This is a genomic window from Dietzia timorensis (assembly GCF_001659785.1).
Lineage (GTDB): Bacteria > Actinomycetota > Actinomycetes > Mycobacteriales > Mycobacteriaceae > Dietzia > Dietzia timorensis.
The window spans coordinates 1,294,885-1,307,872 of the sequence record NZ_CP015961.1 but is presented as its reverse complement, the minus strand read 5'-3'; the positions used below and the strand labels follow the sequence as shown (position 1 = coordinate 1,307,872).

The 12,988-nt window shown below is 66.6% G+C and carries 9 protein-coding genes; 5 read left to right on the top strand and 4 right to left on the bottom strand.

The genetic code is table 11. The annotated features are described in order from the left end of the window. Window positions 1-114: 114 nt before the first annotated feature. The 4 genes from BJL86_RS06000 to catA all read right to left on the bottom strand — a co-directional run bounded on the left by BJL86_RS06000 (window position 115) and on the right by catA (window position 5,325). Window positions 115-2,781 (bottom strand): valine--tRNA ligase, encoded by a 2,667-nt coding sequence (locus BJL86_RS06000; RefSeq protein ID WP_067471474.1) that lies wholly within the window; start codon window positions 2,779-2,781, stop codon window positions 115-117. Between the two features lie 62 nt (window positions 2,782-2,843). Continuing rightward, window positions 2,844-3,125: a muconolactone Delta-isomerase gene (gene catC, locus BJL86_RS05995; RefSeq protein ID WP_067471472.1), complete on the bottom strand. Its 282-nt coding sequence runs from the start codon at window positions 3,123-3,125 to the stop codon at window positions 2,844-2,846. 75 nt (window positions 3,126-3,200) lie between these two features. Next, window positions 3,201-4,346 (bottom strand): muconate/chloromuconate family cycloisomerase, encoded by a 1,146-nt coding sequence (locus BJL86_RS05990; protein ID WP_231887098.1) that lies wholly within the window; start codon window positions 4,344-4,346, stop codon window positions 3,201-3,203. A 115-nt stretch (window positions 4,347-4,461) separates the two neighbouring features. After that, window positions 4,462-5,325 carry a catechol 1,2-dioxygenase gene (gene catA, locus BJL86_RS05985; protein ID WP_067471469.1) on the bottom strand — a complete coding sequence of 288 codons (864 nt, stop codon included), beginning with the start codon at window positions 5,323-5,325 and terminating at the stop codon, window positions 4,462-4,464. A gap of 438 nt (window positions 5,326-5,763) precedes the next feature. Between catA and benA the strand changes: the two genes are divergently transcribed. The 5 genes from benA to BJL86_RS05960 all read left to right on the top strand — a co-directional run bounded on the left by benA (window position 5,764) and on the right by BJL86_RS05960 (window position 12,984). Further along, a complete protein-coding gene (gene benA / locus BJL86_RS05980; RefSeq protein ID WP_231887101.1) occupies window positions 5,764-7,095 on the top strand; it encodes a benzoate 1,2-dioxygenase large subunit in 1,332 nt (443 codons plus the stop codon). Between the two features lie 90 nt (window positions 7,096-7,185). Further along, window positions 7,186-7,731 carry a benzoate 1,2-dioxygenase small subunit gene (gene benB / locus BJL86_RS05975; RefSeq protein ID WP_067471466.1) on the top strand — a complete coding sequence of 182 codons (546 nt, stop codon included), beginning with the start codon at window positions 7,186-7,188 and terminating at the stop codon, window positions 7,729-7,731. Between the two features lie 57 nt (window positions 7,732-7,788). Next, complete coding sequence (gene benC, locus BJL86_RS05970) at window positions 7,789-9,357, top strand: benzoate 1,2-dioxygenase electron transfer component BenC (protein ID WP_067471464.1); 1,569 nt, start codon at window positions 7,789-7,791, stop codon at window positions 9,355-9,357. Further along, the gene (locus BJL86_RS05965) at window positions 9,354-10,178 is read left to right on the top strand and encodes a 1,6-dihydroxycyclohexa-2,4-diene-1-carboxylate dehydrogenase (protein ID WP_067471461.1); all 825 of its coding nucleotides are present in this window, start codon (window positions 9,354-9,356) and stop codon (window positions 10,176-10,178) included. Before benC ends, BJL86_RS05965 begins: the two co-directional genes overlap by 4 nt. Further along, entirely contained in the window at window positions 10,138-12,984 is a 2,847-nt protein-coding gene (locus BJL86_RS05960; RefSeq protein ID WP_067471458.1) for a LuxR family transcriptional regulator, read from the top strand. The genes BJL86_RS05965 and BJL86_RS05960 overlap by 41 nt, the downstream gene beginning before the upstream one ends. The last annotated feature ends 4 nt before the right edge of the window (window positions 12,985-12,988 follow it).

The following is a 12,988-nucleotide window of genomic DNA, read 5'->3' as shown; positions in this document are numbered from 1 at the left end:
GGAGCCAGCGGCGGCCACCGCCTGAATCCCCGCCGTAGCCGTATTCGTCGAAGCCCAGCTCGCCTGCGCCCGAATCGTCGTCTCCCGGGTCGCTACGGTCGGTGTCGTCGTCGCTCATGCCTGGGGCATACCTTCCAATCGCGCGGTGATGCGCTCGACCTCGGCGCGCGCGAATTCCTGGCGGCCACGGATCTTGTCCACCACATGCTCGGGGGCCTTGGCGAGGAAGGACTCGTTGCCGAGCTTCGCGCCGGTCGTCTCCAGCTCCTTGCGTGCGCCGGCGAGATCCTTCTCCAGCCGTTTGCGCTCCGCGGCGACGTCGATCGCGTCGGAGATGTCGATCTCCACCGTCACCGTACCCTTGGTGAGTCGCACCTCGATCGATGCCGTGGCTGCGAAAGCGTCGTCCGGCTCTGTGAGTCGGGCGAGGTTACGGACCTCCGCGAGCGTCGCGTCGGCGTCCACGTCCTCGAGGCCGAGGAACTTGGCCGGCGCCTTCTGTCCGGGCTTGAGCCCCTGATCGCTGCGGAAGCGGCGCACCTCGGTGATGAGTTTCTGGGTGTCCTCGATCCGGCGCACGGACTCCTCCGCGCCGGCGACCGGCTCGGAGTTCGGCCAGTCGGCGATGACGAGAGATTCCTCCCCCGTCAGCGTGGTCCACAGCACTTCGGTGACGAACGGGATGAAGGGGTGGAGAAGTCGCAGCACCGTGTCGAGCACGTGGCCGAGCACGACCTTCGTGTTCGCGGCGCGCTCATCGCCGAACTGGACCTTGGCGAGTTCGAGGTACCAGTCACACAGCTCGTCCCAGGTGAAGTGGTAGAGCGCATCGCAGGCCTTGGAGAACTCGTACGCATCCAGCGAGGCGTCCACGGCCACGCGAAGCTCGCCGAGGCGGTGGAGGATCCAGCGGTCGGCGTCACTGAGCGAGTCCAGACCGGGCAGGGTGCCGACCTTGGCCCCGTTCATCAGAGCGAACTTCGTCGCGTTGAACAGCTTGGTCGCAAAGTTGCGGGAGGCCTGGGCATGATCGTCGCCGACGGACAGGTCGCCGCCGGGTGCGGCACCGCGGGCGAGGGTAAAGCGCAGCGCGTCCGCGCCGTACTGGTCGACCCAGTCGAGCGGGTCGATGCCGTTGCCCTTGGACTTGCTCATCTTCTGGCCGTGCTCGTCGCGAACGAGCCCGTGGAGGAACACGTCGCGGAACGGCACGGGCCCGCCGACCGCCTTGTCCCCCGAGAGGCGCTGCCCGACGAACGTACCGAACATCATCATCCGCGCAACCCAGAAGAACAGGATGTCGTAGCCGGTCACCAACACCGACGTCGGATAGAAGGGCTCGAGGTCCGAGGTGGACTCGGGCCAGCCCATCGTCGAAAAAGGCCACAGTCCCGAGGAGAACCACGTGTCGAGCACGTCGGGGTCCTGCTCGTAGCCTTCGGGCGCGGTCTCGTCCGGCCCGACGCACACGACGTCGCCATCGGGGCCGTACCAGATCGGGATCCGGTGTCCCCACCACAGCTGACGCGAGATCGTCCAGTCGTGCATGTTGTCGACCCAGTCGAACCAGCGCGGCTCCTGCGAGGCCGGGTGGATCACGGTGTCGCCGTCGCGCACGGCGTCACCGGCCATCTTCGCCAGGTCCGCGACCTTGACCCACCACTGCATCGACAGGCGCGGTTCGATGGCCTCACCGGAACGCTCCGAATGCCCGACCGAGTGCACGTAGGGGCGCTTCTCGGCGATGATGCGGCCCTGCGTGGCGAGCTCGGCGTTGATCGCCGAACGCGCCTCGTACCGGTCGAGCCCGTCGAACTTGGTGCCCGTTCCCTCGATGCGCGCGGAGGCGTCCATGATCGTCGGCATCGGCAGGCTGTGGCGCTGGGCGACCTCGAAGTCGTTCGGGTCGTGTGCCGGGGTGATCTTCACCGCGCCCGAACCGAACTCGGGGTCGACGTATTCGTCGGCGACGACGACCACGGACCAGTCCTCGCGAATCGGGTGCGGCAGCGTCTGTCCGACGAGGTGGGCGTAGCGCTCATCCCCGGGCGCGACGGCGATGGCAGTATCGCCGAGCATCGTCTCCAAACGAGTCGTCGCGACGTCGATGTACGGGCCGGAACCGTCGACGGAGCCGTAGCGGAAGGTGACCAGCTCGCCGTCGACGTCGGAGTATTTGACCTCGATGTCCGAGATCGCGGTTCCGAGCACCGGCGACCAGTTGACCAGCCGCTCGGCACGGTAGATGAGACCCTGGTCGTAAAGTTCCTTGAAGATCGTCTGCACGGCGCGCGAGAGTCCCTCGTCGAGTGTGAACCGCTCGCGGGACCAGTCGACGCCGTCGCCGATGCGTCGCATTTGCGAACCGATGGTGCCGCCTGAGTTGGCCTTCCACTCCCACACCTTCTCGATAAAGGCCTCGCGACCGATCTCGTGCCGCGAGGTGCCCTCGGCGTTGAGCTTCTTCTCCACCAGCGTCTGGGTGGCGATACCGGCGTGGTCCATGCCCGGCAGCCACAGCACCTCGTAGCCCTGCATTCGTTTGCGGCGCGATAGCGCGTCCATGAGCGTGTGGTCGAGGGCGTGGCCCATGTGGAGCGAGCCCGTGACGTTCGGCGGTGGCAGGACGATCGAGTACGGAGGCTTATCGCTCGAGGCGTCCGCCTCGAAGTAGCCCGCCTCTACCCAGCGCGAGTAGATCGAGTCTTCGTGCTCCGCGGGGTTCCACGATTTGGGCAAGGACTGCGCTGGATTCGCTGCGTTCGGCTGCTCGGTAGTCACCTGGACCAGTCTAATAGCCATGTGCCCACCGCTCTAAGTCGCGTCGAGACGACAGGCAGGGACTACTTGATGTCGGAACCGTGCTTCGCGAGCGCGGTGACCTCGATATCCATAAAGGGAAACAGAGGCAGCGCGAAAAGTATCTCGTTGAGCTCGTCGGCGGACTCTACGTCGAAAATCGAGATGTTCGAGTACTTGCCCGCGATCCGCCAGATCTCGGGCCACTTGCCCTCACGCTGCAGCTGCTGCGAATAGGCCTTCTCGCGAGCGACGGTGTCCGCGCGCACCTGCGGGTCGAGGTCAGCGGGAATGTGGACGTCCATTCGGACGTGGAACAGTGCCATCGTTCGTTCCTTCTTTCGTGTCGGTCGTGGGTGTCGGAGTCCGATCTTTCTACCCGTGTATGACGCCGGAGATGCTTACTCGGCGCGGCGGAAGCGGCTCACGGCGTCGGGATCGAGGTCGACGCCGAGCCCCGGCCCCTCCGGGAGGTGCACGTGCCCGCCGTCATAGGTGAGCGGTTCGGTGAGCAGTTCGTGCGCGAGCAGCAGCGGCCCGAAAAGTTCGGAGCCGGAGGTGAATCCCGGGTCGGCGCAGGCGAGGTGGAGAGAGGCTGCGGTGCCGATCGGCCCCTCGAGTGAGGTTGCGGCGTGACAGGCGAGACCCGCGGCGCGCGCTACGGCGACGGTCTCCTTGCTGCGCAGCAGCCCGCCGAGCTTGGTCGTCTTGATGGCGAGCACCCCGGCGGCCTCGCGGCGCACGATCTCGAGGGCATCGTGCGGGGACTGCACGGATTCGTCGGCCATGATCGGCACGTTCGTGAGCCGGGCAAGCTCGGCGAGCACGCCGATCTGCTCGGTGGGCGTGGGCTGTTCGAACAGCTCGATGCCGGCCTCGGCCAGGGCGGGAAGGTAGCGCACCGCCGTCAGCCTGTCCCACCGCGCGTTGACATCGATGCGCAGGCCCGCCCGGTCGCCGATGCGCTCGCACAGCGCAATGATGCGGTCGGTGTCGGTGCGCGGGTCGCCGGAGCCCATCTTGAGCTTGAAGCTGCGGTGGCGGCCGGAATCGAGAATCTCCTCGATCTCGCCGATCATCTCGTCCAGCGGGGCGACGCCGAGGGCCCAAGTGCAGTCGATCGAGTCTCGGACCTTGCCGCCGAGCAGGGCGTTCACGGGCACGCCGAGGCTGCGCGCGTAGGCGTCGAACATCGCGATCTCGAGCCCCGCCTTGGCGAAGCGGCCGCGCGCGACGAACTTGTCGAAGCCCTCGACCAGCCGCGGGATCTCGTCGAGAGGTTGGCCGGTGACGACGGGCGCGAGGTACTTGTCGACCAGCGCCTTCATCGTCTCGACGGACTCCCCTCCCCACCAGGGCCCGCCGGGGGTGACGCCCTCGCCGTAGCCGGTGATCCCGTCCTCGGTGGTCACCTCGACCAGGAGGATGGGCTGCGCGGTGGCGGTGGTGGTGGCGAATTTATGGGGGCGGATGAGCGGCACGTCGAGGATCGTCGAGCGGACGTCGGCGATCTTCGGTGCGCCGCCGGTGGGCAGGGTGTCGGACACGGTGGCCTGGCCTTCTTTCGGAGCTACTGCAGCTGGGTGGGATGTGAGCTGTCGCCATACGCGCGAAGGGCCCGGCACCGCGGGACGGGCGGCGGTACCGGGCTCGGGGCGCGAACTAGGCGACGAAGCGCCCTTCGCTCTCTGGGTCGAGCACGAAGTCGTAGTTGACGACGTTGACGCCGTCGGCTCCGGGCTGTGGATCGAGGATGAGCTCGGGCTTGACGGCGCCGGCGACGTCATCGTCGACGTGCTCGCCGCCCTGGAAGTACAGCTGCGTGGTGATCAGGCGCTTGCCAGGTGCGGTGACCTTGAGGTGAAGGTGCGCCGGGCGCCAAGGGTGTCCGCCGTAGGAACGGATGAACGCGCCGGTGGGGCCGTCGTGCGGGATCTGGTACGGCGCGGGCTGCATCGTGTGGATCTTGAAGTGGCCGTCCGCGTCGGTGGAGAAGGTGCCGCGCAGGTTCCACTCGGGGATGCCGAGACCGTCGTCGAACTGCGAGTAGTAGCCAGCGGAGTCGGCGTGCCAGATCTCCACCGAGGCGTTCTCGATCGGAGATCCGTCGAGGTCGCGGACCTGGCCCTGGAAGATCATCGCTGTGCCGACCTCGTCGTCGCGCATGGGAAGCGCGGCGTCGGAGCCGAGGTTCGGGGCGTCCGGCACGTAGTACGGGCCCTCGATGGAGCCCTTGGTGCCGTCGAAAATCCGGCTGTTGGAGTCCTCGATGAAGTGCTCGAGGAACACGTCGAGCCACAGCGGCCACTCGCCACCCTCGCCGAGGGCGATGAGCCACTGCTTGAGCACGCGATACTCGTCGTAGGTGACCTCGTGCTCGTAGATGACCTCGCTGAGCTTACCGAGCACATCCTTGTAGATGGCCGCGGCGCGATCGGTCGAGGTGTCTGCGGTGACCTCGTTGGTGCGGAACTTGGCGGTGGCGGCGTTGCCTGAACCCGAGGCGGTGGGAACTGCGGTAGTCACGGTTACTCCTCACATGACGGTGGATGGTGTCGCAATTGGGAAACTGCGCTCCGTCGGCGACTGGTGACCCATCGGGCAGATGTGGAATGCGATCACTTATTTGTCGTCCAACTGACCTAACTGTGCGCTGCGCCACACGGTTCGTCAAACGCCTATTTATGCACTAAATATGATTTCAATGCAATATTCTACAACCTTAGCACCGCGAACATTCCCCTTTTGGCAGTTCCATGCGGTTACGTAATCCCAATGGTTCGGCAGGCGAACATATCACCCTAGGGAAAGGCTAGGCATTGTCCTAGTGTGGCGGCGATCACCGTGTGTGATCGTGGTGACACCACGCCGACAATCTGCCCGGTTGAACCACCCCGTCGGCGATCGGCCACGAAGGAAGGAAGCAACGCCGTGACGACCCGACTCGAGTCCCTTGAGGGCACCCTGTCCAACGCCATCCAGGACATCCCGGAAGAGGGCATCATCCGCGCGAACCGGACGATCTTCACCGATGAGGATCTGTTCGAGCTCGAGATGAAGTACATCTTCGAAGGCAACTGGGTGTACCTCGCCCACGAATCGCAGATTCCCGAGATCGGCGACTATTTCACCACCACCATCGGCCGCCAGCCCGTCGTCATCACCCGCGACAAGGAAGGCGAGCTCAACTGCCTCATCAATGCGTGTTCGCACCGCGGCGCGATGCTGTGCCGGCGCAAGACCGATAACCGCAAGACGCTCACGTGCCCGTTCCACGGCTGGACGTTCTCCAACAACGGCAAGCTGCTCAAGGTCAAGGATCCTCGCGGCGCCGGCTACCCGGAACAGTTCAACACCGAGGGCTCGCACGATCTGCGCAGGGTTGCCCGCTTCGAGAGCTACCGCGGCTTCCTCTTCGGCAGCCTCAACCCCGACGTCATCCCCCTTTCCGAGCACCTGGGCGACGCCACCAAGATCATCGATATGACCGTCGACCAGTCCCCCGAGGGCCTCGAGGTGATCCGCGGCGCGTCGACCTACACCTACGACGGCAACTGGAAGCTCCAGGCCGAGAACGGTGCCGACGGCTACCACGTCTCCGCCACCCATTGGAACTACGCGGCGACCACGGCCCGGCGCTCCTCGGGCGAATCGAAGAATGAGACCCGCGCGATGGACGCCGGCACGTGGGGCAAGCAGGGCGGCGGCTACTACAGCTTCCCGCACGGCCACCTCCTGCTGTGGATGTGGTGGGGCAACCCCGAAGACCGCCCGCTGTTCGAGAAGCGCGAGGAGCTCGCCGCAGAGCTCGGTGAGAAGAAGGCCGAGTTCATGGTCGGTGCTTCGCGGAACCTGTGTCTGTACCCGAACGGGTACATCATGGACCAGTTTTCCTCGCAGATCCGCCACTTCCGGCCGATCTCCGTCGACAAGACCGAGGTGACGATCTACTGCATCGCCCCCAAGGGCGAGAGCGACGAAGCCCGCGCGAACCGGATCCGACAGTACGAGGACTTCTTCAACGCCACCGGCATGGCCACCCCGGACGATCTCGAGGAGTTCCGGTCCTGCCAGAAGACCTACATGGCCACCAAGGCCCCGTGGAACGACATGACTCGCGGCTCGATGCACCAGATCGACGGGCCCGACGAAACGGCCAAGGGCATCGGCCTCGACAGCGTGTTGTCGTCCGGAGCCCGCACCGAGGACGAAGGGCTGTACCCGATTCAGCACGGCTACTGGCTCAACTCGATGAATACCGCGCTCGAGAGCGAGAAGGAGCTGGCGTCCAAATAAGGCCGAACCCGCCGCCCCGCTCGCCCAACGCCCACCCATTCACCCTCGCCGGCCGTGCACGCCGCGCGGCCGGCCCCCAGGAGAACTGCCATGACCACATCTCTTGCCACGCCCGGCACACCCCTGTCCACCACCGAGATCAATACGAACGTGTCCCGCGCGGACATCGAGGCCTTCCTCTACTTCGAGGCACGCCTGCTAGACGACCGTGACTTCGAACGCTGGATCGAGCTCTACCGCGAGGATGCCCCGTTCTGGATGCCCGCTTGGGATGACGACGGAGAACTCACTCGCGACCCGCAACGGGAGATTTCGCTGATCTACTACCCGGATCGCTCCGGCATCGAAGATCGTGTGTTTCGCATCCGCACCGATCGCTCGAGCGCGACCTCGCTCCCCGAGCCCCGCACCGGACACACGATCTCCAACGTCGAACTTCTCGAAGAGCGCGAGGGCGAGATCGACATTCGCTTCAACTGGGTCTCGCACTACTTCCGCTACAACACGACCGACTCGTACTTCGGAACGTCGTTCTACACCCTCGATGTGCGTGGGGACTCTCCGCTGATCGCGTCGAAGAAGGTCGTCCTCAAGAACGACTACATCCACCACATCGTCGACGTCTACATGGTCTAGGCAGCGCCTGGCTCCCGCCTCCACCAGACGACGACCCACTCTCAAAGGACCCGCGATATGTCACACCAAGTCGCATTGAGCTTCGAGGACGGGGTGACCCGCTTCATCACCGTCAACCCATTCGAAACCGTCGCCGACGCCTCTTACAAGGCGCGCATCAACATCCCGCTCGACTGCCGCGATGGCGCGTGTGGAACGTGCAAGTCGTTCTGCGAATCGGGCACGTTCGACCCGGGCGATTTCATCGACGACGCCATGACCGAGGACGAGCTCGAGCAGGGCTACTGCCTGCCGTGCCAGGCGCTGCCGGAATCGGACATGGTCATCAAGATCCCGACCACCTCCGATGTCGCGAAGACCGCCCCGTCGGCGACCACCGCGACCGTGACCGGCGTCGAGAAGGTCTCCGATTCCACCTTCGCGCTGCGGATGACCGTCGAGGACCGCGAGTCGCTCGCGTTCCTGCCCGGCCAGTACGTCAACGTCGCCGTCCCGGGAGCCGACGCCTCCCGCTCGTATTCGTTCTCGAATGGCACGAGCGAGGAGGAGTTGAGCTTCCTCATTCGCAATACACCCGGCGGCGTCATGACCACCTATCTCGACGAGCGGTGCGAGGTCGGCGACGAGCTCGAGCTGACCGGACCGATGGGCAGCTTCTTCCTCCGCGAAGCCGACCGGCCGCTACTGCTGCTCGCCGGCGGCACCGGACTCGCGCCGATCCTGTCGATGCTTCGCTCGCTGTGCGACGGGGACGAGCGCGAGGTGCACCTGATCTACGGCGTCTCGCGAGTCGACGATCTCGTCGGCCTCTCCGAGCTCGACGCGTTCAAGGCCGAGAACTCCCGCTTCACCTACGACACCGTCGTCTCCGATCCCGATTCCGGGCACGAACACATCGGTTACGTCACCTCGCTCATGGGCGCCGAGCAGCTCCGCGACGGCGAGATCGACGTATACCTGTGCGGGCCGCCGCCGATGGTCGATTCCGTGCGCGAACACCTCGATTCGGTCGGCACGACGCCGGTGAACTTCTACTACGAGAAATTCACCCCGGCCGCCGGTACCAGCACCGAGGAAACAGCGCAGGACACCGTCGCGGTCACCACGGTCGAGGACGATCGCGCGACTACCGTCGTCTCCGGGCCCGGCTTCGAGCGGGGCGAGCAGCACCTCTCGCTCGCGGCGAGCTCCGACGCCCAGTTCGATGCCCGCATGGCGTTGGAGTTCGGCGCGCTCGAGCTGGTCATCGGCCGGCTCAGCGAGCAGGAAATCAACGAGTTCCGCGCCCTCGCCGAGTCCGCGAACGCCTACATCGACGGCAACACCTTCGTCGACGCCGAGGCATTCACGAAGGCGAACAACGCCTTCCACGAGTACCTGTTCGTGTGCACCTCGAACGATTCGCTGCTGCATGCCTACCGTTCGCTGGAGGTCACCAAGTACATGAACACGGTGCTCCCGCCCGCGAATTGGGTATCCGAGCACATCGTTCCCGAGCACCTGCAGCTCGTGGATGCGCTCGACGCCAACGATCGGGACGCCGCGCGGTACATCGTGCGTCACCACACCGAACACGCCAAGGAGACGATGCACGCCGCCGTCATCCAGATGGAGGATGAAGAGTGAGCGCGCCGGTCTCCTCGGATGACCCGCTATCCCCTCCCCTCGTGAGCCCCGGCCGCTTTTGCGGCTCGCGGGTCGTCGTCACCGGCGCCGCCCAGGGCATCGGCATGGCCGTCGCCGCGCGCATCGCGATGGAGGGCGGGCACGTCATCGGCGTCGACCGCTCAACACTTGTAGAGGACGTGTGTGCGCAGATCTCTTCTTTGGCGCATGACGGCGGTCGTGCCGATCCCCTCACCGCGGACCTCGAAACCTGGGAGGGCGCGGAAGCGGTGGCCGATAGGTCCGGCACGGTCGACGTGCTCGTCAACAACGTCGGCGGAACGATCTGGGCGCGCCCGTATTCCGAGTACTCCCCCGAGCAGATCGAGGCCGAGATCCGCCGGTCTCTTTTCCCGACGCTGTGGATGTGCCGGGCTTTCCTGCCGGCGATGGTCGCCGCGGGCGCGGGGACGATCGTCAACGTCTCCTCGGTCGCCACGCGCGGGGTGAACCGCGTGCCGTACGCGGCGTCGAAGGGCGGAGTCAATGCCATCACCGCGGCGCTCGCGCTCGAGTCCGCTCCGCACGGGGTGCGCGTCGTGGCCACGGCGCCCGGCGGCACGCTCGCGCCCGAGCGGAAGATCGCGCGCGGAGGCGCTCCGGAATCGAAGGCCGAACGGCGCTGGTACCAGGAGATCGTCGACCAGACCGTCGACTCCTCCCTGCTCAAGCGGTATGGCACCCTGCACGAACAGGCCGCCCCGATCTGCTTCCTCGCGTCCAGCGAGGCGAGCTACATCGATGGATCTGTGCTTCCTGTCGGCGGAGGCGACCAGGGATAGCGACAATAGACGACATATCGCGCGCCGCCAGGCCAACACAGACGAGGTGGCCGGGCGCGCGTTCGCCGACACAGATTTCGTCAGGGAGCAGTCCATGGACATCGGGCGCCACGTCGCCGCCAATCCGGCCATCAACGCGATCGTCGAAGAACTCGACCGCGCGCAGACTCGCCGCTCGCGGGTCGTGCGGATCCTGGCGCCGGAGGGCGGCGGGAAGACGCGGCTACTCGAGGACGCGATGAGCGCGCTCGCCGGCCGTGCGATCTACGCGGTGCGCGCGCTGAGCTGGGAAACCGAGTCCCCCGGCTGGGTGGCGCAGCGGTTGATCGAGCGCCTGCCCGCGCCGGGTCGACACTCGGGCAAGAATGCGCGGGTCAGCGGTTTCGAGGCACAGAACCTCATCGCCGGCGCGATCGGCGCGAGCGAGCCCGGCACCCTCATCGTCATCGACGACGCCCACTTCGCCGACCCCTTCTCGCTCAAGACACTCGGCACCGCGCTGCAGCTCTCCCCACGCTCGAACGTGCTCGTCATCCTGCTCGTCGACGAATCGGTGGCGTCGCCGTCGGCGACGTTGACGCGCGAGCTGGCAGACACCGATATCGTTGTGCCCTATTTCCGCCTCGTCCAGGTGCGCTCCCTACTCGGGCAGCACACGGGCATCGATGCCCCGCAGGAGCTGGCGCGCTCGATCTTCGCCCTCACCGCAGGAGAACCGTCGACGACGATCGCGATGATCGAACACCTCGCCGCCACCGGTTGGACCTCTCTCGACCAGATCCCCGTTCCGCCGCACATCGCGGCGCCGACGAAGGCGACTCTCGACGGGCTCGATGACGAAAGCCGGGCGCTCGCCGAGCATGTCGCGGTGCTCGGAACGGCGACGTCATGGGACGAATTGGCGGCGTTCGCGGGGATCGACGACGCCGAGTCGCTGGCGGCGCGGCTCGACCCGTTGTGCGAGGCGAACCTTCTCACCGTCCACGCCGACCCCGGCGCGACGTGGGTGCGTTTCTCCGCGCCACTCGACCGGAATATCGTGCTCTCCTCGCTCCCTCCGACGAGGATTCGTGCGTTGCATCTCCGCGCGGCGGAGCTGTTCGCCGACTTGGACATCGACGCCTCACTCGCACATCGGGCGGCGCTGTCGACCGGGCAGGACCAGGAGCTCGCCGACCGCCACGCCTCCCGCGCCGCCGAGCTCGCCGACAACGGCGACTGGTACTCGGGCGCGCGCACCCTGCTCACCGCCGCGCGCCTGGATCCCACTCCCGAGAGCGCGACTCGGCGGCGCCGGCAGGGCGTCGACGGTCTCATCGAGGCCGGCCACATCGACGAGGCGACGTACATGTCCACGGCCATGCAGTCGGCGGCGCCCTCGCCCGAGCGCGACGCGGTGTTCGGGTACCTCGCGGTGATGCGCGGGAAGAAGTCCGAGTCGACGATGCTGCTCGAGCGGGCGCGCGCGTCTCTCGGCGATCGCGGGCACGCCGGGGTGACCTCGCTGGCCTCGAAGTCCGTCATGCACGCGCTGGCCTCCTGGAATCCCGCGGACATGCTGCACTGGTCGGACATCGCCGCGCTCGACAGCGCCGTGGACATCCCCTCGACGCAGGCCGCGCGGGCGATCGGCGGCCTGGCGACACTGATCTCCGCGTCCGATGATCCGACGTCTGCCGACGAAGACTCCAACGGTTTCGCGGTGCACAGCGGCTACGTCCAGCGGTTCGAGCTCGCGGCCGGCTGGGGCGCTTTCGCCGCCGACGAGCCGGCGAGGGCCCGGCGCCATTTCGAATCCGCGCTGGCGATCTCCCCGGAGAAGAGCTCCGAGCGCATCACCATCCAGGCCCAGGCCTGGCTCGCCTATACCCATTTCCTCCTCGGAACGTGGGACGAGGCGATTCGCATCATCGAGACCGCCGCGCGTCGGGTATCCGACCTCGGCCTGGAGCTTCTCGCGCCCCTCGTCCACGGCACCGGCGCGATGATCCGGTCGATGCGCGACGATCCGGTGGGCGCGTCCCGCCACATCGTGCACATCAACCCGCCCGTCGACTCCTATCCCCTACAGACGATCCCGTCGGCGATGGCGGCGATCCAGGTGGCGGCCTCGCGCGGCGACTACGCGGAGGTCCGACGCGCCGGAGCTCCCCTGGCGGCGCTCGGCCACGACGTCGACTTCGACCAGCCCGGCTACTGGCCGTGGTTCGAGCTGTACGCGCACGCGCTCGTCCTCGGCGGCCGAATCCGCGAAGCCGAGACACTTATCGATCCCATCTGGCGGCGTGCCGAGCCCGTGGGGCACGCGACAACGCTGGCTTCGATCGAATCCGTGCGCGCGCGTATCGCCGGCATCCGAGGCGACCACGAGGAGATGCAGGCGCTGCTCGACTCCTCCATCGAACGGGTGTCCCCGCTCGGGATCCCCTACCGGCTCGCACGACTCCACTTCGCCGCGGGCCAAACCCTGCGCCGCGCCGGAAGGCGCAAGGAGGCCGACCACTCTCTGGGCATGGCCCGCGACTTGTACGAGCAGTTCGGCGCGACCGTGTACGTCCGGCGCTGCGACCGAGAGCGAAAGGCCGGCGGCGTCAACGTCGCGCGCGGCCCGCGCCAGGACCTCACGCCCCAGGAGAAAGCCGTCGCCTCGCTCGTGGCGGCAGGTCACAGCAACGCCGAGGTCGCCGACGAGCTGTATCTGAGCATCAAGACCATCCAGTACCACCTGACCCGCATCTACGCGAAGCTCGGCATCCGTGGAAGGAGCGAGCTCGCGGCGATGTATGCCGCCGAGATCAGCGAATAGGACC

Coding starts and splice junctions, on each gene's coding strand:
- catC (WP_067471472.1), bottom strand. CDS start 3,125: ATGGCACTGTTCCACGTCCGAATGGACGTCCACATTCCCGCTGACCTC.
- benB (WP_067471466.1), top strand. CDS start 7,186: ATGACCACATCTCTTGCCACGCCCGGCACACCCCTGTCCACCACCGAG.
- benC (WP_067471464.1), top strand. CDS start 7,789: ATGTCACACCAAGTCGCATTGAGCTTCGAGGACGGGGTGACCCGCTTC.
- BJL86_RS05960 (WP_067471458.1), top strand. CDS start 10,138: ATGGATCTGTGCTTCCTGTCGGCGGAGGCGACCAGGGATAGCGACAAT.